Here is a 23,470-nt window from a genome sequence, read left to right on the forward strand (position 1 = left end):
AATAGGAAATAAAGGATAGCTAATGGCAGGAATGTTTCGCTTAGGTATGGTGATTAACCCGTTAGCCGGTCTTGGCGGCAGTGTCGCATTGAAAGGCAGCGACAATGTGGCCAAAGAGGCGCTCGCTCGCGGCGCAGAGCCCAAGTCGGCATTGCGTATGGCACAGGCGTTGACAGTCATATTACCTTATAAAGAACGGATAAAGATCCTTACCGCATCAGGCGATATGGGCGAGGCACTGTGTCAACAGATGGGCTTTAATTATGAAGTGGTTTATCAAAGCGCTGTTGAACAGGGCTTAGTGGCGGCTGGTCAACATACTTTGGCGACCGATACCCAGAATGCTGTAAAACGGCTCGAGCAGCAAGATTTAGATCTACTGATGTTTAGCGGTGGTGATGGCACTGCACGCGATGTTCATCAGGCATTAGATACTGAATTGCCGGTACTGGGTGTACCAGCTGGAGTAAAAATTCACTCTGGTGTCTACGGTATCACTCCACAAGCTTCAGGCATGGTGTTGAAGATGCTGTTAGATGGTGAGCTTGTGAGCATTATGTCTGCTGATGTGATGGATATTGACGAAAGCGCTTTTCGCAACGGAACGGTCAAAGCAAGGCGCTTTGGCGAAATGTGTGTACCTGCCGAACCACGCTATATTCAAGCGGTGAAAATGGGCGGTAAAGAAGTTGATGAACTGGTGCTCGCTGATATGGCAGCAGAAGTGATTGACCTAATGGAAGATGAGTTATTTATTATGGGGTCAGGCAGCACGGTTGCTGCGGTGATGGAAAGTTTAGGATTAGACAATACTCTGCTAGGTGTTGATGTGATCCAAGAGCAAGCATTGGTGGCATCGGACTTGAGTGCAGCGCAACTGCTTGAGATCGTTGCCGGTCAACCTGCCAAATTGGTGATCACCCTTATCGGCGGTCAAGGCCATATTCTTGGTCGCGGTAACCAGCAGTTGAGCCCAGCATTGATCCGTCAGGTAGGCAAAGACAATATCATTATAATGGCAACGAAAACTAAGCTAAAAGCACTTGAAGGACGGCCATTAATCGTGGATAGTGGCGACCCAGAATTAGATAAAGCACTATCAGGTTATTATAAAGTGATCACTGGTTATCATGATTATGTGATGTATCAGGTAGCTAATCCTGATTTTGTTTAAAATCCTGTTAGCCAGGCTAGTGGCTAGCGGTGAGTTAAGATTAATGGTTGGTTATGACCAATCAGTGTAAATGAGATAATGCGGAGCCCTCGATGATTGAGAAGTACGAGCAAACCTTACAAGATTGGATTGAAGCAATTGTCGCAGATGGTGATGATGATGCACTTTTTGCCAGTGGTTATTTACAAGGGCACTTTGCGGTGGTCTTGTCACAACTAGAGGCAGAAACCGCGCAAGATATTACTGCCCTTGAAGCTAAGATGACCGAGTGTTTAGCGTTGGCGCGCCAAGAACTCAACGAAAGTGATTTTGCTTTAGTGAATGATGCCTGGTCACAGCTAAGCGCTAAATTGGCGGCCTAGTGTTACAAGGTATAAGTTGAGCTGTTTATGAGTAAATCTAGTTATGCCGCGATTGGTCTGGTTAACCCTAAAAGCCCGACTAATGTTGGTGGTATCATGCGAGCGGTGGGGTGCTATAGTGCAGATGCGGTTTTCTATACCGGCAAGCGCTATGAGCTGGCGGCCAGTAATGGTAGTGCCCAATACAACACCGATACCAAATTGGCGAGCCAAAGTATTTCGAAAACTAAGGTCGAGTCTTTGGTCGATGCGGTGCCAAACGAGGTTAAAATAGTCTGTGTTGACTTGGTTGAAGGTGCGGTGCCATTGCCTGACTTTCAGCACCCAGAAAAAGCCCTTTATATCTTTGGACCTGAAGATGGCACAATCAGTCAGCAAATTGTTAATCGCGCCGATGCGGTAGTCTATGTGCCAACCATAGGCTGCATGAACTTGGCCGCATCAGTGAATGTTCTGCTGTATGACAGACTGGCAAAATCTACATCGATTGCTAGCGACGAGCTTATTCGTCGCAGTCGAGATACCAATAATCGAGTTCGAGTTAAACCATCCGCTGATAAACACAGTATTAAGAAGCCACGTTAATGTGGCTTTTTTTCTGCCCTTTTTTCCCTCAATGGCTGTGATGCGATTGCTTGCCCAGTCATGCTTTGCGTCATCTAATTTTTGCCATAGTTTAAACATGCTTTATTTTTAATAAGTTATTGCTATATTTAACCAAGCGCTAAATCGAAAGTTTTACTATTTTGGTGTTAGTCATTGTTTATAGGGGAGTCGATCATGGAAAAACTACTGCGGGTATTGTTTGTTGGCTGTATTGTCACGGTTACTGGCTGCGCCACTCAAGCACCAAGTATACAGCAGGGCCCAGATGCCGAAATTTCCCCTGAGGGGTTGGTTAGAGTGGATCATTCAAAGTTAGGCTTATCGTTTGTTAAGCCTAATGTTGATTGGTCACAATATAACAAGTTGTATTTTGAAAAGGTGCCTGTCACCAACGACCACCCAGCAGACTATCGACCGCCAAGAATTGATAGACGAACCGATGGCTTGAATGCCACTTATGATCTGCCACCGGAGATTTTAGATAAGATGTCGGCGCAGTTTGCCATTACTGTAAAAGATGTGTTTAACAGTGAACAACCTTTTGAGCTCGTTGATACTAAGGGGCCGGGTGTGTTGGTCGTAGAAGCCGCAGTGACAGACATTCGCTTAAGCGCGCCGATAGAGTCCAGCCGCAGAAGTTTTTCGTCAATGGGCACAACTTATAGTGAAAGTTCGGGTTCTATGATGTTATTGGCGATGATTAAGGATGGTGAAAGCGGTGAGTTGTTAGCTAAAGCGGCTGATAGAGGCCAAGGGTTTAATCAATGGAGTCAAAACAACCAAGTCTTTAATTGGGGCGATGTAAAAACAGTTTATCGTGGTTGGATGAACGACTTTAAGAATGCGCTAATGAACGCTGCTGCGAAGTAGCCTGCTGAAATTCCCTCACTTTTACAACAAAACAGGCCTAAACATAGGCCTGTTTGCTAGAAAGCTTATCAAGCGCCGCTTTCCAATGTCTTATCCAGTGCTTTGCCTTTTAATAATTTGCGCATCCACATCCGATTCGGGTTGAGCATTTTTAAAGTGGCAATATCCGCGGGTAGTTGCTCACCACATAGCTGCGCCGCAAGTAGCTCGGCCGCCAGTGGCCCTGATGTTAATCCGCGCGAACCCAATCCACCTAAAACAAATAGGTTTTCATGTACAGGTGCCTGTGTGGTACGCCAGTAATTGATACTGGCTTTGGTATGTTGATGCTTGGCATAGGCTTGCAGCATCACTGTATAGTTTGGAGCACAGCCCATCATAGGGGCGTGGTCTCGAGTGACCATTCGCACGCCAACACGGGCGCTATTGGCTGACACATCAACGTCATTAACCCAGTTAGAGTCGGGGTAGCTTTGTTGCAGTTTCTCAAGATTTTGTTGCTGCTCAGCGGCACTAAAATCTAAATCCTGTGGGTCTTTGATATAACTTGCACCGGTGCAATGAGCATTATTGTGAGCGGGAGTGAGGTAACCATGTGAGCACAGCACGGTTTGCAGTTTACTTAGCTCACCTGTAGAAGGAACGTGACTCACCTGGCCTCTAAACCCGCTTATTGCAAGCTGTTTAGTTTGCTCAAAGTCAGTCAAATGACGACCATTGGCGAGTACGAGTGCCGCAAAAGGCCCATGGGTTACGATGTGTCCATCGGCATGTTTTTGCTGCAATATCCAACCTTGGCTTTGCTGACTTATCGAGACAATATGGCAATTAAAGTGGCTGTTAATTTCAGTTAACTGTTGGGCATAATCAAATGCTGCTTGCGCATATTGACGAGGGGAGACCCACCCAGCTTGCGGGTAGTATATTCCGGGTTGATTGATGGCAACTTGGGCGATGTCATTGGCTTGCTGGGCATCGACAGCTTTAGCTATATTTTCTGGCCAAGATTGGCCTTGGATAATTTTATTTAATCGTTGCCGACTGCGTTCATCATGACCTGTTTGCAATACTCCGCAAAACTGATGGTCGATGTTGAAGCCTTGTTCAGTGAGCCAGCTTATTTGGCGTACAGAGAACAATAATCCTTGCTGGAAAAATTGGCTTAAGGTGCCGTTGTCAGGCGTCAACAGTGGGTAAATTGCGCCCTGTTTATTTCCTGAAGCTTGTTGGCCTAATGCATCTTCCATGCAAAATAGGTGCAATTTTCGCTGTCTTTGTGCGAGCGACAAACATAAAGTCCCCGCGGCAATACCGCCACCAATGATAGCAATGTCGCCGTGAGCACGGTGAAGTGGCAGTGATTGCAAATCATTGGCTTGTTGTCGGCGCAGCGCTTGGCGCTCTTGGTTAATAATGTCGGCACTCACATTATCAAGCTTTGGGGCAGGAATTTGGTTAAGTTTTGTGGGCGAATCATTGCCAAATTCACTTGGGTTCTGCGCTGTTGTTGAGTTTGGATTAAAACGGCTTACCGTGAAGCCACTTTGTTGCAGGGCTTTGATTAAATCAAATGGTGGTGTAATACCCGCTGTAGTGGTGAGCCCAGATAAAGAGATCTGACAGTGATCAGCGCTTAAGCTTGCTAGTGTCCAGACTAAGGCGTCAGTATCGATAATTGTCGGGTCGCTAAGATGCCAATGATCTATATTATGCTTGGCGAACTTAACCATGCTATTGAGTTGTGATGGCGTGTCACCTAGGTAAATATCTACTGTCAGTTTTGCAGCAATGAAGCGGTGACACCCGCTTACGCCTCTGATCCCGTTAACGGCATCGTGCGTATAAGTCGGCAGCAATGGCAATAAGTTATCAAGCGAGTCATCAATTGGTAAAAACACTTTGATATATAAGGGTGAGTTTGCCGCAGTTTGTTGCAGACGTGACAGCAAAACAGCAGTAACATGCACAGTCAAGCGGCCAATGACGGCAACTGATAATGATGATTGTAGAGCGGACAGATTGGCAAAATGTGTAAATAATGAGTGATTTTCATTGTTATTTTCTACATTTAGCCCGTTTTCTTCACGTTCTTTAGTCAACGAATTTACTCTCAGTTCAATATTGGGCATTATTTTAGCCGCGTTTATGGAAAGCTGACCACTTAAAAGATCTAAAAGCGATACTATTGGCGCAGCAAAATTGGTACTAGATGTACGGAATGGATAGTTAATAATGAAAAGAGTCGTGATCACCGGACTTGGTGTAGTGTCAAGTATTGGTAACAACAAGCAAGAAGTCACTGAGTCACTTAAAGCTGGCCGAAGTGGCATTACACATTCAGATCAATTTGAAGAGATGAAGCTTCGTAGCCATGTCTGGGGCGATATCAAGTTAGATCCTAAAGAACATATTGATCGCAAAGCACTGCGTTTTATGGGCGATGCAGCAGCATACGCATACATTGCTATGCAGCAAGCGATTGAAGATGCCAATTTAACCGAAGAGCAGTATTCAGATCCGCGCGTCGGCATTATTGTTGGTACCGGTGGCGCATCGAGCGCTAACCAAGTACAAGCTGCTGATACGCTGCGTGCTAAAGGTGTTAAACGTGTCGGCCCATACATTGTGCCGCGTATTATGGCCAGCACGGCCAGTGCCTGCTTAGCAACACCGTTTAAAATTAAAGGCATGAACTATTCAATTAGTTCTGCGTGCGCGACCAGCGCCCACTGTATTGGTCACGCTGTTGAGCTTATCCAAATGGGTAAGCAAGATATGGTATTTGCTGGTGGCTCAGAAGAGTTAGATTGGACCTTGACCATGGGTTTTGATGCTATGGGTGCCTTATCGACTAAGTATAACGACACGCCTGAAAAGGCATCACGGACTTATGATGCTGACCGTGACGGTTTTGTTATCTCTGGTGGTGGCGGTATCTTGGTGGTTGAAGAGCTTGAGCATGCACTCGCGCGTGGCGCCAAAATATATGCTGAGGTTGTTGGTTATGGTGCATCTTCTGATGGCTATGACATGGTTGCGCCATCAGGCGAAGGTGCTGTGCGTTGTATGCAGATGGCATTGGCAGATGTAGACACTAAAGTTGACTATATCAACACTCATGGCACGTCAACGCCAGTGGGTGACATGCGTGAGTTAGAAGCGTTAAAAGAGACATTTGGTGATGCGTTGCCAGCTATCGCTTCTACTAAATCGTTAACAGGTCATGCCTTAGGCGCGGCCGGTGCTCACGAAGCGATTTATAGCCTGATTATGCTAGAAAATAACTTCATTGCCCCGAGCATTAACATCGATACCGTTGATGAGAAAGCCCAAGGGATGCCTTTGGTTACCCAGTACACTGAAACTGAGCTCAATACTGTTATGAGCAACAGCTTTGGTTTTGGCGGTACTAACGCAACTTTAGTGATGCGCAAATATAAATAGTCGTTAAGTGTTAAATACCGCCGTATTGATAACATTGCGGCGATTTAATGCGATAGACAATAAAAAGGGGAAGCCATTTGGCTTCCCCTTTTTATTGGTTGGCTATACCAGTTATTTTACTGGGCATTGAGCTGCTGGCCGTTGATATCTTTTGAATCATCGCCCATCAAATAAAGGTAGGTGGGCATAATTTCAGCAGGCGTTTTTAGGGTTTGTGGATTCTCTGCTGGGTAAGCATTGGCGCGCATCCCTGTTCGTGTTGCACCAGGGTTGATGCTGTTAGTACGCAGGTTTGAGCCTTGGAACTCATGGGCAATTGACTGCATCATGCCTTCGGTAGCAAACTTTGACATCGCGTATTCCCCCCAAAACGCACGGCCTTGACGACCAACACCGCTTGAGGTGAATACTAAAGAAGCCAGCGGCGCTTTTTTCAATACCGGTAGTAAGGCTTTAGTGAGCATGATTTCGGCTATCACGTTGACCTTCATTACCTCTTCTACTGAACTCATCGAGATATGCTCAAATGGACCCAACACACCCAACAAACTGGCGTTGTGTAGCAGCCCATCTAAATGACCAAATTGTTGCTCGATAGTTTCGGCCATATCGATGTAGTTTTGCTCCGTCGCCCCTTTTAAGTCCAATGGGATAATTGCAGGCTGTGGACCACCGGCTTGTTCTATTTCGTCGTATACGGCTTCAAGTTTTTTAACCGTTTTACCTAATAATATCACGGTAGCGCCGTGGGCAGCATAGGCCAAAGCGGCAGCTCGACCGATCCCATCTCCGGCTCCTGTTACCAAGATTGTTTTGTTATTGAGTAGATTTTCTGTTGCTTGATATTCCAACATGACGCTGTCGTTCCTTTTGGCGGAAAAGCCCGCTACTACTGTGATTTATCGGGTGTCTTACACTTGTTTTAAACAAATGATTGATTTTTGCTCATTAAATTCGCTTTGTTTGTGACAAAATTGTAGCTAAGTCAATAATTTTACGTTAACTTGAACTAAAAATAAGGCCACAAATGTCCTTAGGTCACACCTATTATCGACTATTGTGACCAATTTTTGGGGAAAACAAAATTATTACAACAAGATTTGGGGAAAAAAGATGAAAAGACTCTTTTTGGGTGTTGCTATTGCATCTGCGTTGGGCCTGACAGGCTGTAGTGAAGACAGTGTTAATGAACTGGCGGAAAAAACCGAACCGCTCATTCCTCAGTCGCAAATGGTGTTTGATCCTGCAGCAGGCGATGTTCCATTACCAAACGATTTACTCTTTAGTGGCACTACAGATGGCACCATTAACATTCCCGGTGAAATGGCGGATGGTAGTAGTGACTACACAGATCCAAGCATGGCCCTTGGTGCATTAGATGGTTGGTCAACCACCTCTCCAATTTCAATTACAGTCGCACCTGCAATGGACCATGACGGCAGCATGCTTAGCTTAGCCGCTGAGTCTGTCGCTCAGCCTGGTGCGGTGCGAGTATTTGAAGCCACTGTCGGCGGCTCACTGTCAAGTGACCCTGAGTGTCAAACACAAGCTGATGTGTCCGCCTGTAAAGTGGGCGATGAGTTGCAATATGGTGTTGATTATATTTCAACAGCTTCGGGCAATACCATTGCAATTGTACCGCTTAAACCGCTTAAGTTTGGTCAGTCTTATATCTACGCGACAACCAATTTAATTCAAGACTCTGAAGGTCGAGCAATCGCTCCATCATCAACTTATGGCTTGCTAAAGCTAGATATCGATACGAACCCGCTTGAAACCCCAGATCAGTTGCTGCTGCAAACGCTAGTTAATAGCTATGAAAAGGGCATGGCTGAGGCGCACGGTGTAGACAGTGAAACCATTAGTTATTCTGGATTATTTACCACTCAATCTGTAGCTGATGTCTATGAAACGACTAAGCTGCTGATGGCGCAACCAGGCTCACCTTATGGGCCTAACTTCTCCGTGCCGCCAACGCCAGCAGGTTATACCGTGGCGCAAGCAGCAGGGTTAACGCCAGCAGATGGCTTAGCTTATGTGTTATCAGATTTAGCCGATGTTTATGTGGCTGAACTCGAGCTGCCGCATTACGGCGATTGTTCGCGTAACGCCTGTTTAGATGCCAACTTACAACCAACAATCAATGGTCGTTGGTTAGCACAGGGTGACAGCCCTGTTTCAGTGCTACTCGCGTTGCAAGTGGGCACATTGAGCCAGGAGTCATATGGCATGCAAGCTGTTGCACAGGGCATTGAAGATCCTGCTGCTGCGCTCGGTAACCCGGCATTATTGGCTGGTAAAACCTTCCTGCTTGATGATGGCACTCCGGCCGACAAGAGTAAGCATTTAACTAAGTTTAATCCAATTCCAAAGATTAAGAGTTACGAGAAAGTACCGGTTCTGATCGCCATGCCAAATGCTGCTAAGTTGCAAGCGTTTAATGAGGAGCAAGGATTGCCGTTCACGCCACCAACAAATGGTTGGCCTACTAACATCGCCCTACATGGTTTAGGCGGTGGTAAGGAGATGGCGTTAGCTTTCGCAGGTACCTATGCGGCAATGGGGATAGCAACAATTGCGATTGACCAGCCACTGCATGGTGCGCGCTCATTTGACGCCAACGGTGATGGGGTTTACGAAGTGTCAGCTTCCGATCCTGCATATGGTTATGTGGTCGGTACACCAGAAGCTTTTGTTAACGGCAACCCATTAGCCTTTGTTAACGTAGCGAGTACCTTATCGGTACGTGATAACTTCCGTCAGAGTGTGGTTGACCATTTAGGTCTGCGCCTAGCGTTGACGGGCTTGTCATTGCAACTAGCACAAATGGAGCTGCCACAAGTATTTGATATTGGTAAAATCAGCTCTCAAGGCCTGAGTTTAGGTGGCATTGTTAATACTAACTTCGCCACTTATGCCAGCACCGGATTGACCGACCCAAGCTCAGGTACAGCATTGCCAAATGTTTATGCGGTCAATGCAGCATCACTCGTCGCACCAGCAGGTGGCTTTGCCGGTACCTTTATTGGCTCAGCAACCTTTGGTCCAATCTTGTTTGACACTATTGTGGCAACCGAAGATTTCCAAGCGCTTGTGGATGAAGCGAATACCGAAGGTTATGAGCCTGGTACACCTGAGTACGCAGCGCTTGTACAGCAAGTTTATGCGGGCTTCTTACCTACGTTTGCCTTTGCAGTACAAACTGCAGTCGACAGTGCTGACCCAATTAACCATGCAGCAATGCTTAAAGCGACTGGTCTACCATTGCACTTAGTAGAAATGGTTGGTGATGGCGGCGATCATTTACCTGACCAAGTGTTGCCAAATAGTGTTGAAGGCTTCCCGGTATCAGGTACAGAGCCACTGATTGCTAACCTTGGACTTGCGTGTATTGATCGCACAACTGCAAGCTCTGGTGCGGTGCGCTTCTCTAAAGGTCACCATAGCTCATTGCTTGGTCCTAACGAAGTAGAAGGCTCATTGGCTGCAACCGTTGAGATGCAACAGCAAGTAGCGGCATTTGCGCTTACAGCTGGTAAAGGCTCTGCGACTATCTTAGTTGAAGACCAAGACGTACTGCGTCTTTGTCCTGAGACTAACTAATCACTCGATATAAAGTGATTTAATTGAAAAACCCAGCAAATGCTGGGTTTTTTTATTGTCTACGCCTGATAGAATGTCACGCAATTTTATTTGTTTAGTCTAGTGCCAGCTTGAGCTTGTGAATTTAATGGCCTTTGCTGACTGACCCCCGCGGGAGAATATTTTGGAATTTTTGTACGAGTACGGCTTGTTCTTTGCTAAAGCGCTGACGGTTGTGGTTGCGATTGCTGCTGTGGTGATTATTGTTGCTGCTTCGGCATCAAAACAAGGTGGAGATAAAGGTGAGTTGAAACTGACTAATATGTCGGAAAAACTAACCGAGCTTAAACACCATTTAAAAGAAGAGTTGTTAGATAAAAAGCAATTTAAAGCTTATGAAAAAGAGCTAAAAGCCGCAGAAAAAGCTAAAGAGAAGGCGGAGAAAAAGGGCGAGGGGGATGATCCTAAGCCGCGTGTTTATGTGATTGACTTTAAGGGGAGTATCGATGCCAATGAAGTGGCGTCGTTGCGTGAAGAAGTCAGCGCGGTAATTGCGGTTGCTGAGCCGAAAGATGAGGTGATCGTCAATGTCGAAAGTGGTGGCGGTATGGTTCATGGTTATGGCCTTGCAGCAAGCCAGCTAGACCGTTTACGTCAAGCTAGTATCCCATTATCTATCTGCGTTGATAAAGTCGCTGCAAGTGGCGGCTATATGATGGCCTGCGTTGCAAACAAGGTCTATGCTGCACCGTTTGCGATTGTTGGTTCAATTGGTGTGATAGCGCAAATCCCTAATTTTAATCGCTTGCTTAAAAAGCATGATATTGACTATGAACAGCATACTGCCGGGAACTTTAAGCGCACGCTAACCGTATTTGGTGAAAACACCGATGAAGGACGCGAGAAATTTCAAAAAGAGCTGGAAGAAACTCACGTATTGTTTAAAGACTTCATTGGCAACTATCGACCCGATGTCGATCTTGAAAAAGTCGCAACTGGTGAGCATTGGTACGGTCAACAAGCGATTGATTTAGGCTTGATTGATGAAGTATCAACCAGTGATGATGTGATCATGAAACTCGCAGAAGATAAAACAGTAATTAAAATTCGTTATCAGTTGAAAAAGAAGCTAGCAGATAAAATCGCACATGGTGCAAGCCTATCTTTTAACGCGATTTTTAATCGTATTGCAGAGAAAAATCAACCGTTAAATTGAGCATTCTAGCTCACTTTTAATCAGGCTTCGTCAGCATGGCATTGGGATATTGATGCCATGCTGACGGGTTTTAGTTATCGTTTTTACACTCATCTTTAACCATTGCGTTGAACGATAGCGTTTTAGTTTTGCGGCTCGTCAAACTCAATGCCTGTTCCTCAATACCCGTTCCTGTCGTTTCATTTGTGCTGAGTTTGCTTTAGCTTTTGTCTCTATTCCTATCCCTACTCCTATCTATATCTCCATATTTGCCGTCGTACGTATCTTTTATTGATCTCTTGGTTTGCTAGCTTCGACTATACCAGCTTATTGATAGGTGCAGCATTGCTTGAGTATGGAATTGGTGCCGCTGTTGCGTGATAGAGCTTCATTCTAGCTTTGTAAACTTAGTGCTAGAGAGTGTAAGTAAGTGTGTACTCTCAAATTTGTTCTGCCATCGTAGTTAAAGTTTGAGGTGGCTTATCTAGAACGTGGCTCAAGTTATTGTTTTGTATTTATTTTATTTTGGTTCCTTGCCTTTATTAAATAGACAAAAAGCAGTCATTACTGACTATTGTGTGATTTTTGTACCAAGGCGAAGTGGGGTGGCGTTGCTGCTATGTAAAGCCTTGCAAAGACCGACGTTCACAGTTTAATTTATTGGCGTAAGTCATTAACATTGTGACTATAAAAATAATGAAATCTTGGGATTTAATTCGATGAGCAAACACCTCACTAAATTGGGGATCGTGTTGTCGATAAGCCTGCTGGCCGGTTGCAGCAGCACAACATACATTGATGAAACACAGGTCAATCCACCGCTGCCACAAACTTGGTATACCAGCGTGCAAGCGCTTAAAGAAAACCAACCTTGGGTAACAGCCATTGCCACAGAGCAACTATTAGAACTGGCAAATATTGCACTTATTCGCAACCAAGCATTGATTCAGTTGGCGTTAGATGTCGAGATTAAACAGCAGCAGCTTATCAGCACAGATGCCGATTTTTGGCCGGAGCTTACCGGATCATTAAATTCCGGGCGCAATGGTGATAGTGACAGCCAAACTAACACCAACAGCTTGAGCTTTGACTTGAGCTACGAGCTTGATATTTGGGGAAAACTATCTGATGCAGCTAAGGCGAGTAAGCTTGATCTGCTAACTGCACAAGCCAATTATCAGCAAGCTCGAGATACGTTAGTCGCTGATGTTGTTAGCGCTTACTACAAAGTGGTGACCTCACAAGAGCTGGTTAAATTGTATGAGCGCCGCACTGATAACGCTAAAGTCAGTTTTGAAATTATCGAGTCCGGCTATTTTCAAGGGCTCAATACCGCTCTAGATGTCTACTTGACGCAAAATGAATATTATAACGAGCAATCTAACCTGCATGGCCAACGTAGCCAATTAAATACCGATATCCGCCAATTGGAGAGGCTTTTAGGTGGTTATCCAGCAGCGGCGTTGATGGTTGATGCGCAGCTGCCATTATTACCTCAAGGCATCAAAATCGGCGTACCAAGTGAACTCGTTAAGCGTAAACCTTCGTTGCAAAGTGCTTGGTATCAACTGTTGTCACAAGATGCGACAGTTGCTTATACCCAAAAGCAACGCTATCCATCGTTGCGCTTGGGGGGCAGTGTTGGCAGCAGTAGTAGTGAATTTTCTGAGCTGTTCGATGGTGATTTTAGTAGTTGGTCAGTGGTGGCCGGATTAACATCGCCAATCTTTAATGCTGGTCGGTTAAAAGCGCAAACAGAACAACAAAAATTACTGTTAAAACAGCAAGAGCAACAATACCTCATCACTTTGTTTAGCGCATTCGAACAGGTAGAAAACGCCCTAGATTTAGATGCCAGTTTACAACAACAGTATCAAGCCACGCTCAAGTCACAAGATAACGCCCTGCAGGCGGAAACACTGTCCTTTGAGCAATACCAAGCAGGTTTAGAGAGTTACACCACAGTACTTGATGCACAGACTCGTTCGTTTGTGGCGCAAACATCGGTGATTAATCTCAAAAATCAAATCATAGCTAATCGTATTCAATTGCACCTAGCGTTAGGTGGCGACCTTGATGCAGGTGTAACTCAAAATGAAAACTAAAATGAACAAAAAATATCTCATTCCCGTAGCCATTGTGGCGGTGGTTGTTACCGTTATTGTACTCATTACTAGTAACCCGCCCACGTCTAAACGAGGTGGAAAAAAGCCGATTAGCAATGTGATGGTCGAGACTCGCCAATTGCAATCAGCTGATTACCATGTCGAAGTGAGTAGTTTTGGTGTGGTTAAACCACGAACCCAAAGCTCATTGGTGACACAAGCATCCGGGCAGATCCTATCGATAAGTCCTAATTTTCGTGAAGGTGGCTTTTTTAATAAAGGCGAAGTGCTGGTCCAGCTTGATGACCGTGATTATCTTGCTGAGGTGAAAATAGCCCAAGCCGGCATTTTACAGGCAAAACAGAGCCTGCAAGAAGAGCAAGCGCGTGTTGAACAAGCATTGATTGATTGGAAACGTTTAGGCAATGGCCGTGAACCAACAGAGCTGGTTTTACGTCAACCGCAACTGGCCGCCGCCCAAGCGGCTATGTTGTCAAACCAAGCCCAATTAGACAAAGCACTATTGGCGTTAGAGCGCACCAAAGTGGTTGCGCCATTTGATGGCCGTATTCTTGAAAAGAACGTAGATGTAGGGCGCGTGGTATCGACCAATGCACAGTTAGCGACCATTTATGCGACTGATTATGTTGAAATCCGCTTACCGATCAACAACCGAGATTTAGCGCTGGTCGATTTACCCGAGCAAGGAAAAAGGGCGGTGGCTGCGGTGCAATTTCAGTCCGATTTAATTGGCGTACAGAGCTGGCAAGGTCAGCTTGACCGCACTGAAGGTGCCATCGATAACAGTTCTCAGCAGTTATATGTTGTCGCGCAAATCGATGATCCTTTTAGTTACCAGAGTCAAAAGCAGATGCCACTCAAAATTGGCCAGTACTTGACGGCTAAAATTGCCGGTAAAGTGTTGCCTAACGCTATTGTGATCCCGACCAAAGCTATCTATCAAGGTAGTTACGTGTACGTGGTACAAGAGGGCAAATTACTGCGTACCGAAGTGAGTATTTTATGGCAAAACAGCCAAGATGCAGTGATAGCAAGTGGGTTAACAGCGGGTGATGATTTGGTTCTGACCCCGCTTGGGCAAGTTAGCTCTGGCACGCCAGTTTCCATTGCAGGTGCACAGCAATCGCTGAAAAACCGTGGCGCTGCTCGTCCCGATGGCGACACGGCAGATGCAGGCAAGCCACGCCGCGGCGAAAAAGCACCTAAGGCGAAGGAGATGCAGCAATGATAGCCTGGTTTACAAGAAATCATGTTGCCGCCAATTTGTTGATGTTGTTTCTATTGGTGATTGGACTGGGGTCGCTGTCGACGCGTATTCCGTTAGAGGTCTTTCCAAGCGTTGATTCTGAAGTGGTCTCTGTCAGTATCTCCTTGCGCGGTGCAACCCCTGAGGATGTAGAGCAAGGGGTAACGATTCGGGTAGAGGAAGCGGTACAAGATCTCGAAGGGATTAAAAAAATCACTTCAAACTCTTCTGAGTCGGCGTCTAATGTCAATATTGAGATTGAAAGCAGCTACGATCCACGAGAGTTACTCACCGATATAAAAAGCCGCGTCGATGCGATTAATACTTTTCCAGTGGATGCTGAAAAACCGGTTATTGCACTGGCGCAGCGTAAACGTGAAGTGATTGCGGTGACAGTCACGGGTAAGTACAGCGAAAAAGAAACCTTAGAGTTTGCCGAAGTGGTGCGTGATGAACTGCTCAGGCTCGATGGTGTGACCCAGCTCGATTTGAGTGGTGTTCGCAATTACGAAGTGACCTTGGAAGTGCCGCAAGATAAATTGCAGCAATACCAGCTCACGTTGACTGAAATTGCCAGAGCGATTAACGGCTCAAGTACCGATATCTCGGCGGGTAACCTCAAAACCCAGGGCGGCGACATATTGCTGCGCTCAAAAGGGCAAGCCTACTACAAGGATGAGTTTGCCAACATTGCCATTAAAACAGCTGCCGATGGCACCATTATTCGCTTGAGTGACGTCGCCAATGTCGTCGATGGCTTTGAAGAAACGCCCGTGCGTACCCGCTTTAACGGTGAACAGGCGGCGTTTATTGATGTGTACCGAATCGGTCAGCAAAGTGCTATTGATGTGGCCGATAAAGTGAAAGCCTATATCAACTCTCGTCAGGACAGCTTACCTGCTGGCTATAGCTTAAGTTACTGGGATGATGATTCTGAGATTGTAAAAAACCGCATATCGACGCTTGCCGGCAGTGCCATGCAAGGTGGTATTTTGGTGTTGCTGTTACTGACGCTATTTTTGCGACCTTCTATCGCCTTTTGGGTGTTTATTGGTATCCCAGTGTCATTCATGGGCGCATTTATCTTTATGCCATTTTTCAATGTGTCACTGAACGTCATGAGTTTATTTGGCTTTATTCTAGTGCTCGGGATTGTGGTTGATGATGCCATTGTCACCGGTGAGAATATCTATAGTCACCTGAAAACCTCTTCTAGTGGTGAAATGGCAGCGATAAATGGTGCCAAAGAGGTGGCAGCGCCTGTTACCTTTGGCATATTAACCACTGTGACCGCATTTTTACCTATGCTGTTTATCGAAGGTAACCGTGGCGCTATCTTTGCTCAAATTGCCATTGTGGTGATTCCTGTACTGCTGTTTTCACTGATTGAATCTAAGTTTGTGCTACCGGCGCACCTTAAGCACATTAAGCTGCGTCACGAGAATCAAAAGCAAAATAGGTTTGAGAAGTTTCAGCAAAACTTTGCCGATGGCTTTGAGCGGGCGATTATTAAGTTCTATCAGCCATTTTTACGTATTGCGCTGAAAAATAAAACCGCGACGTTAAGTTTGTTTAGCGGCGTATTGTTGATAATTTTTGCCCTGCTGATGACGGGCTGGACTAAGTTTACCTTCTTTCCACGCATCCCTAGTGAAACCGTGCGCTTAAACTTGATGATGCCCGCGGGCACGCCGTTTGAAGTAACCAACCAGCACATTATTAATATTGCGGCTAAAGCGAAGATCTTACAGGACAAGTATATTGATGAGGCGAGTAATGAAAGCATCATTCTGAACATTTTGGCTACAACAGGTGGCCGCGGCGGTACTTCAAATGCTGGTGGTGTGCGTTTTGAGATCACACCGCCGGAAAAACGTGAGTCTGAAATCACATCTGGACAGCTATTGGCCGAATGGCGCCGTATGGTCGGGGATATTCCTGGCGCCGAATCGGTGACCTATCGAGCCGAGATTGGCCGCAGTTCTGATCCTATTGATGTGCAATTAAGCGCTAACTCGCTAGATACATTACGTGAGATAGCCGACCAAGTTAAAGGCCATTTAGCCACTTATCCAACGGTATTTGATATCTCCGATAGCCTATCTAATGGTAAAGAGGAGTTGTTGATTGAACTGACCGAACAGGGCAAAGCGTTAGGGCTGACTCGCGAAGAGGTAACCAATCAAATACGCAGTTTCTATTTTGGATCGCAAGTGCAACGCATTCAACGTGGTCGAGATGACATTCGGGTCATGGTGCGTTTGCCGCTCAATGAACGTCAGTCGTTGGCGGATCTGGAAAAGATATTAATTAGCACAAGTCAGGGGGCACAGGTGCCATTGGGGCACGTGGCTAAAATGACCTCGGGCAAAAGCCCCTCAACCATTAAGCGTATCGACCGGTATCGGGTACTCAATGTGACCGCGGATATCGATAAAGACAATACTAACATGACTGTGTTGCAGGCCGATTTGAAAACCTATCTTGACGGTCTAGTTGCCCAGTATCCCGGTGTTCGTCACTCGCTAGAAGGCGAGGCGAGAGAGCAAAGTGAGAGCTTTGGCTCGCTACAGTGGGGCTTAGTATTTGTTTGTTTCATGATTTATAGCTTGCTGGCTATTCCATTTAAGTCATATGTGCAGCCCTTCATTGTGATGAGCGTGATCCCATTTGGACTGATTGGGGCGGTGATTGGGCACTGGATCATGGGCTCGCCACTGACGATCTTTAGTATTCTGGGGATGTTGGCTTTGGTAGGGGTGGTGGTCAACGACTCGCTAGTGTTAGTCGACTTTATCAATAAAAAGCGTGCTGACGGTATGGCGTTAGTCGAAGCGGTATTGACCGCGGGTGCGAAGCGTTTTCGCCCGGTAATGTTAACCAGCCTGACGACTTTTATTGGTCTGATGCCACTGTTACTTGAGCAATCAACGCAAGCGCAATTCTTAATCCCAATGGCGATATCTCTCGGCTTCGGTATTATTTTTGCCACCTTTATTACACTCATTTTGGTACCTGTGAATTACATGGTGGTAGAGCGTATTAAAGGCGTTAAGGTCGCCGAGTCTGAGTTTGATAAAGACTATGGTGATAGCTTTGCGGTTGCGCCAACGGCAACAAAGATGGCTGAGCAAAGCTAGCACGTAGATTGAGCCTGTGACAGGTCGCTCGCGATGGGCCATTAGCGTTTGATTCTTGGTTGCGGATGGGTATTTATCTATCCCACTGCAACCAAGGGGGGATGCCTACCATATCAATACCTATTTTAGGTTTGGCCGTTGTTTCACTCATTGTGTTAACTGCTTAATGATTGCCGTTGAGTCTGCGCCAAGTTGTGTATTTATGGCAAAGTCAGTTGTACAACATGCAAATAATTCAAGTTGCTTGTTTTGGGTAATTGTTTGCTTTAACTTGGTTTTATCTAACCCTTAACCCCTCGTTTGCGATTACTCGCACAAGTTAAGCAGTGTTTGACAGACTGGGCTAAGCAGACAGCCTGAGCTAAGCAGAAAGGCTCTCTGGTGCTAGCAGCGGTATAGGCATGACGCAATCTGTAAATAATGGATGAATATAGGTGACTACATGGACAGTGATAACAACCAAGTTCAGCGAACAGGGGCTGACTATATCAAACAACTTGAACAGCGGGCGTTGTGGCATCAAGCATCCAATAAATTGTCATTGTTTATAAAACTCATAGTGGCGAGTTACTTTGGCTACCTGGGTATTAGCTTAATAGCCGATGTCCCCAATTATGGCAGTGCAAGCTCAGTTTCAATCATATTGCTGTTGATGATGTTTGTTGTGGTCGAGCGGCGCTTAGACGCAATCGAGAAAATAGCAAAAGATCGCCATCCTTCAATGCCGGATAGCGATCGCTAGTCCAGTTTATCGGTCTTGTAATACCAGTCAGTATAAACATTTAGTCACTCAGCGAGAGTTTAGCGCTTCTGAGGCAAGACAACGAGTGAAGAGCATAGTCATTCTACGGTTAAGCTCGTTAACACAGCATCAGAATCGTTAAAACTCGCCATTCTGGCGCGTTTTGGGCTGCCTACTTCTGCGTTGAATAATTTCACAAGGGAACAACCATTGTTTCAATCATTCGCCTTGAATTAGTTTGCCCAAAGCGCGCTGAGTAGATCAAATTCTTATACTGATTGGTATAATGTTGGTATTTTAAGTAGCAGCTTTACCGACAAACAGCCAAAAGTCGCTACCTATATTGGCAGTCGACGACAGCCACCATAAGCGCTGTCGTCGTGTGAGAAAAACGGCCCGATTAGACTATTTTAACATCAGTGCGGGGCGAATGACTTGGGCGCGATAACCGGTTGCATACATATCATGGCTATCGATGGCGATTCTTACTGCCGGCTCGGTTTGACCATAGCGATGTTCAACCAAAATAGACTTCACTTTGCCGGTAGTGTCATCCATTTTCAAATTGCCGTACCCGCCGCCAATGCCAAACAACCCCGCTGATGCAAAGTAGCTTAATAGACTGTCTTTGTCGGCTTGGTATTTTACAATTGAGGTGACAGGAGAGTAACCAGCGTAGCCCAGCTCCTCTTTACCGTAATGCCACACCTGTTCGATAGTCATCTTCTGTTCATCAATTTTGTACTCAACCGCTCGAGAATACTTCTCCATAGCAAACATGGGTTGACTCAAATGGCGGCCATCACCGTTATCAAATACGGTATACGTGCCTTTTTCGGACACTTTATAGGCTGTGTGTGGGGTATAGCTGAAATCGAAATCACTGCCACTGCAAAGGCCTTTGGCTGTGCACTCAATGGGGTGACCTTTTGCATCGACAGGCTGGAGTAGCTTGTCTGCAAATTGCTCAGACCAGCCTTCGACAGGGCTGACAATCCACTTGACCTGTTTGTCTCGGCCAATTTTGATGACCGCAGATTGATGGCGGGAACTGATGATGATGCTGTCATCACTTGGGTCATAATCAACTGAGTTGGCATGTAACCAGTTGCGGCCCGTTTCTACACCGTGGATATCTCCAAAAGGTGCATTTTGCAGATCTTCTAGGGTAGTTTGATGACCCGCTTGGTCAATATCAATGTTTAAACAAACTGCACCCGCGTCGAGCGATAACAATGCCGCATCGCGCATTGGGTCTAATATGGTGTTCAAATCCCAGTAATCGACAAGCTTGCCATTGTTGTCTACTTCGATGATGTGATCGCGAACAGTATTGACGATTTTACCATCCGGACGGTGATAGTCTTTTGCTGCAGCACGAATGAAGACATTGCCGTTGGCACCTTCAATGCCTTCGTGAGAGGCATCGATAAAATCTCCTGGTAGATTATGCTCAGAGATCATCCGTCCCATGAGTGACATCTTTTTCCACGTTTGCCCTTGTACCCACACCATGTTGCCGTCTTGGGTGACATTCATTCCCATGGCGTAGCCCGCGGTGTCGTAGCTTTTTGAGTTGTGGGTGGTGTAGGGGTTCATATACCAGCGGATATCACCCGCCGTATCTATGATGAAAAAGCCTGGTTTACCATCCCAAGAAAATGCACCCGGCGCTTGAGGATTATTGTGCATTAATGGGCTGGTTTTGCCATCTGGATTGGTCCAGTTAATAAAATAAAGCCTGTCTTTAAAGTCGTCGTCGACATGTTCAACCTTAACCAAAGGCGCTTTCGCCCATTGGCTTTCAGAAAAACCCATGTCGATATCAGGGGTGAGCATTTGGTATTGGTGACTACGCTGCTGCTCATTTTCGGTCCAATGTACGGTAAATTTGTTCATCAATGCCGGATAGAGACCAAAAATGGGCACACCGCCTTCGCTCATCACTCGCATATCAGCAACGCGATAGTGGATATCGACACCAGTGTCATCTTTTGCATGCACCGTCACGCTAACATCGGATATCTTATGGCCGTTTAAGGTGACCAAAGCGGTAAGAGGGGCATGCTCGTACGGATTATGGACAAGATAGCCTAAAGGCGCGTTTTCTACCGGAAATGGCTTCATGCCGTTGGGGTCGGCTTGAAGGTTAAATGTAGGTAAGCAAAACGCGACCAATAGGGCGCTAAGGGCGATGGATTTGAGCATGTCTACTCTCAGTAACCAAAATTAAGTGGCTCAATTATAAAAGACAATCGGTGTTAAGAATGCTGAGTACATAGCACTAAGTGGGCTTTTTTTGAAAAGTGTTTTGCAGCTCACGTAAACACGCTGTGAAGCTGAACCTAGGCTGTTTTTGCCTTGCGATGTTTAAGCCTAGATTAAGCAATGAGGTGAATTTAGTCGGTTTTAGGTAAATTAACTCCACTACACAAGAGTTAAATTAAGTTGTGTGGCAGAAGCATGGCGATAACGACTCACAATTCGGTCCAATGTATAAAAGTCTGCCGTAATACCTCCTTGCAGGCGCAGTGAGCTATAAATTTCTACCAGAGTAGTTTTTCATTGTATCGAGGCTAAGTGTTGCAGTAAGAGTGAACACCGACAGTGGTTTTGTGTTTACGAGTTTTCACTTCCAAATTTTGCTTAAATCCGTTACAACTAAATGATTCGTTTCTAAAACATTAAGGTTTGCATGGCATTTCAAGTTGGCTATCAATCAACGCTCAGGGTTGGCGATCAGCCCTGTTCAGCCAGCGGTGTGCAGCGGATCATTGCTCATCTTGAACAACAAGAAGGCAGTCAAGCGGTCGCTAAGCTAAACCAACATCTTGGTGTGGCTTTTTCGGCCGCAGCACAGCGCCATTTTGTGCCAATGTGGCAAATTGAAACGGCTTTGAATTATTTGCAGCAGCATTATCCGAGTTTAGTGGCGTTACCGTCAAAATTAAGCCCTGATTGGGTTGATGATTTAGCCAGTCTACTTGCTCATTTTGATAACCTTGAACAAGTGATCAGCGCATTGGTTCAACAACAACTGCCCGTGGCGCAGTTTGCCGATACTGTAGTGATTAGCCATGATGATTTTGTCCGTATTCTGTGGATTAATAGCGGCCGTTCGTCGGTAGATAGCCTACAGGTTCAATTCCAACACAGTATAAACATGATGTGCTCAGTCGCTGAGCGTTTACTTGGTGAACCATTTCTACCATTAGAAATTGCGCTAATTCAACCACCTGATCAACATTGGTTGGGCAGCATTCGCTGCGACAATATCCGTACTGGGGCGCCATTTTATAGCTGGACGTTATCGCGTCAGCAGTTGCGGCAGCCGCTCAACGGAATGATTGATGCTCCGCCGCTGACACTGCAGCAAATTGAAGAATCATTTGCCGAGCAAGTGATCAACGCGCTGCGGAGTAGTTTACCGGCACTGCCTAGCATGGAACAGATGGCAAGCCATTTAGAGCTTAGTGATCGGACTTTAAGGCGTAAGCTAGCGAATGGTAAAAGTCGATATCAAAATCTGGTCTATCAGGTTCGCTGCCAATATGCACTGCAACAGTTGGTGACTCAGAGACTCGATGTGGCCACTTTAGCCGAGCAGATGGGATTTAATGATGTCAGCCATTTTAGGCAGAGTTTTAAGCATTGGACTGGCTTTGCGCCGGGCGACTTTATGCGCGCACTGGACAAAGAATGTTGCTTGCCCAGTGCCGGTTAACCGCAGCGAAAGTGTTCCACTTGGCGCTTATTAAGCTTGCTTCTTATTAAGCCTGGCAATCTCCAATACTGGGTGACATGATATCAATCCATTGGCGAATAACCGTTATCGCTTCAGTGTGTACCATGGCACGACCAATCGGCGGCATTCTATCTTTTGCACCGTTTAGCTCTTGACGATATACCATGATGGAGTGTTCTGCATCACCTGGAATAATATCATAAGACAGGCCTTTTTCGCCGCCATCCCAACCTGGAGGCTGCTTGCAAACACCGTAGGGGTAACTTGTATGATCAACATGAAAACCGAGGCGTAATCCCGATATGCTGGCAAAACCTTCAGAGCGATGACAGTGAGCGCAATTGATATCAATATAGCCTTTGGCTCTGGCGGTTAGATCGCCGCTGTCGTCGGTAATATTAGGCGCATGGGGGATGGACTCATTGTTGGCTAAGCCGGCTAACATGCCCAAACTTTGCCAATGGCGCAGTTGAGTTTGGCCATTACTGGTCTCAATCTGATGGTTAAGTAGCTGAGCTTTCAAGCCAATGGGAGCAATGCGGCTGACATCATTGTCATTAAGTTGGTGGCAAAGTTTGCACTCAGCACGGCTTGGTACGTGGTAGTCAAAGCTCACTTGCTCACCTTGGTGATTGAAGGTATGCGCAATATCAGCGCCGACCACATTCAAAGTGGCAACACCCTGATCCCACACGTAAGCCAATGTCGTCCAGCCACTTTCTCGGTGGATCAATAATCGAGTCTCAATGACAGTTTGATGCTCGCGCCCGGAAAGCTGGGTGTCCGAGGGTAGGCTAAATGTTTTAGTGAGCACACTCCCCACGGGCAGAGAAAAGGTATCTTCTGCACGATAGGTTATCTGGCTGGCCTCAGGTAGAAACACAAACCGGTACTTTTGCGCATAGTTGGTAAACAACTCACTTGAGAGTTGATAGGCCATCCCTGTGCCAATTGGCCCTTGGGTGGGATCGCTGCTGTCTGCAAACAGATTATATTGCGACAATTCATTGCAGTCCTCATTCATCAGAGCATCCCAATTAACGCCTGTTGGCGAGGCATCACAGACACTACTGGGGTCGGTGGGATTATCTGCTGGTGGACTAGTGGTATCTGGCGGTGTTGCCGGCGCTGTATCAACTTGATTGTTATTCGAGCTGCTGTCGCCACCTCCGCCGCAGGCCGCTACAAAAAGCAACAGTATAAGAGGGGGGAGAATTCGCATGGTGATTTGCCTAAAT

General features: G+C 46.1%; 16 protein-coding genes. 12 read left to right on the plus strand and 4 right to left on the minus strand.

Going from position 1 to position 23,470, the window contains the following annotated elements; translation table 11 throughout:
• The first annotated feature begins 22 nt into the window (after positions 1 to 22).
• The 4 genes from L865_RS0121880 (at position 23) to L865_RS0121895 (ending at position 3,012) form a co-directional block, all read left to right on the plus strand.
• Entirely contained in the window at positions 23 to 1,174 is a 1,152-nt protein-coding gene (locus L865_RS0121880; RefSeq protein ID WP_028775173.1) for an ATP-NAD kinase family protein, read from the plus strand.
• A gap of 92 nt (positions 1,175 to 1,266) precedes the next feature.
• Positions 1,267 to 1,536 carry a YfcL family protein gene (locus L865_RS0121885; protein ID WP_028775174.1) on the plus strand — a complete coding sequence of 90 codons (270 nt, stop codon included), beginning with the start codon at positions 1,267 to 1,269 and terminating at the stop codon, positions 1,534 to 1,536.
• 27 nt (positions 1,537 to 1,563) lie between these two features.
• On the plus strand, positions 1,564 to 2,121 hold the full coding sequence (locus L865_RS24360) for an RNA methyltransferase (RefSeq protein ID WP_051484750.1): 558 nt from the start codon (positions 1,564 to 1,566) through the stop codon (positions 2,119 to 2,121).
• A 195-nt stretch (positions 2,122 to 2,316) separates the two neighbouring features.
• Positions 2,317 to 3,012 (plus strand): DUF3313 domain-containing protein, encoded by a 696-nt coding sequence (locus L865_RS0121895; protein WP_028775175.1) that lies wholly within the window; start codon positions 2,317 to 2,319, stop codon positions 3,010 to 3,012.
• A 68-nt stretch (positions 3,013 to 3,080) separates the two neighbouring features.
• Here L865_RS0121895 and mnmC1 read toward each other — a convergent pair whose 3' ends face one another.
• Complete coding sequence (gene mnmC1 / locus L865_RS0121900) at positions 3,081 to 5,111, minus strand: FAD-dependent 5-carboxymethylaminomethyl-2-thiouridine(34) oxidoreductase MnmC1 (protein WP_169732714.1); 2,031 nt, start codon at positions 5,109 to 5,111, stop codon at positions 3,081 to 3,083.
• Between the two features lie 133 nt (positions 5,112 to 5,244).
• On the opposite strand from mnmC1, the gene fabB reads away from it, so the two are divergent.
• Complete coding sequence (gene fabB / locus L865_RS0121905) at positions 5,245 to 6,456, plus strand: beta-ketoacyl-ACP synthase I (RefSeq protein WP_028775177.1); 1,212 nt, start codon at positions 5,245 to 5,247, stop codon at positions 6,454 to 6,456.
• Positions 6,457 to 6,572: 116 nt separating this feature from the next.
• Here fabB and L865_RS0121910 read toward each other — a convergent pair whose 3' ends face one another.
• On the minus strand, positions 6,573 to 7,310 hold the full coding sequence (locus L865_RS0121910; RefSeq protein ID WP_028775178.1) for a YciK family oxidoreductase: 738 nt from the start codon (positions 7,308 to 7,310) through the stop codon (positions 6,573 to 6,575).
• Between the two features lie 259 nt (positions 7,311 to 7,569).
• On the opposite strand from L865_RS0121910, the gene L865_RS0121915 reads away from it, so the two are divergent.
• The 6 genes from L865_RS0121915 to L865_RS0121940 all read left to right on the plus strand — a co-directional run bounded on the left by L865_RS0121915 (position 7,570) and on the right by L865_RS0121940 (position 18,487).
• On the plus strand, positions 7,570 to 10,059 hold the full coding sequence (locus tag L865_RS0121915) for a VolA/Pla-1 family phospholipase (RefSeq protein WP_028775179.1): 2,490 nt from the start codon (positions 7,570 to 7,572) through the stop codon (positions 10,057 to 10,059).
• A 163-nt stretch (positions 10,060 to 10,222) separates the two neighbouring features.
• Positions 10,223 to 11,254, plus strand: a complete 1,032-nt coding sequence (sohB, locus tag L865_RS0121920) for a protease SohB (protein ID WP_028775180.1) — start codon at positions 10,223 to 10,225, stop codon at positions 11,252 to 11,254.
• A 698-nt stretch (positions 11,255 to 11,952) separates the two neighbouring features.
• Positions 11,953 to 13,338: a TolC family protein gene (locus tag L865_RS0121925; protein WP_028775181.1), complete on the plus strand. Its 1,386-nt coding sequence runs from the start codon at positions 11,953 to 11,955 to the stop codon at positions 13,336 to 13,338.
• The gene (locus L865_RS24365) at positions 13,328 to 14,587 is read left to right on the plus strand and encodes an efflux RND transporter periplasmic adaptor subunit (protein WP_051484751.1); all 1,260 of its coding nucleotides are present in this window, start codon (positions 13,328 to 13,330) and stop codon (positions 14,585 to 14,587) included. The genes L865_RS0121925 and L865_RS24365 overlap by 11 nt, the downstream gene beginning before the upstream one ends.
• Positions 14,584 to 17,745: an efflux RND transporter permease subunit gene (locus L865_RS24370; RefSeq protein WP_051484753.1), complete on the plus strand. Its 3,162-nt coding sequence runs from the start codon at positions 14,584 to 14,586 to the stop codon at positions 17,743 to 17,745. The genes L865_RS24365 and L865_RS24370 overlap by 4 nt, the downstream gene beginning before the upstream one ends.
• Positions 17,746 to 18,187: 442 nt before the next feature.
• Positions 18,188 to 18,487, plus strand: a complete 300-nt coding sequence (locus L865_RS0121940; protein WP_028775182.1) for a hypothetical protein — start codon at positions 18,188 to 18,190, stop codon at positions 18,485 to 18,487.
• A gap of 405 nt (positions 18,488 to 18,892) precedes the next feature.
• Here the strand turns inward: L865_RS0121940 and L865_RS0121945 are convergent, their stop codons facing one another.
• Positions 18,893 to 20,695 carry an aryl-sulfate sulfotransferase gene (locus tag L865_RS0121945; protein WP_028775183.1) on the minus strand — a complete coding sequence of 601 codons (1,803 nt, stop codon included), beginning with the start codon at positions 20,693 to 20,695 and terminating at the stop codon, positions 18,893 to 18,895.
• A 487-nt stretch (positions 20,696 to 21,182) separates the two neighbouring features.
• Between L865_RS0121945 and L865_RS24700 the strand changes: the two genes are divergently transcribed.
• Entirely contained in the window at positions 21,183 to 22,211 is a 1,029-nt protein-coding gene (locus L865_RS24700; protein ID WP_028775184.1) for a helix-turn-helix domain-containing protein, read from the plus strand.
• Positions 22,212 to 22,257: 46 nt separating this feature from the next.
• Here the strand turns inward: L865_RS24700 and L865_RS0121955 are convergent, their stop codons facing one another.
• Positions 22,258 to 23,454 carry an SO2930 family diheme c-type cytochrome gene (locus L865_RS0121955; protein ID WP_028775185.1) on the minus strand — a complete coding sequence of 399 codons (1,197 nt, stop codon included), beginning with the start codon at positions 23,452 to 23,454 and terminating at the stop codon, positions 22,258 to 22,260.
• Positions 23,455 to 23,470 lie beyond the last annotated feature (16 nt).

The sequence above is a fragment of the Shewanella waksmanii ATCC BAA-643 genome, assembly GCF_000518805.1.
Classification (GTDB): domain Bacteria; phylum Pseudomonadota; class Gammaproteobacteria; order Enterobacterales; family Shewanellaceae; genus Shewanella; species Shewanella waksmanii.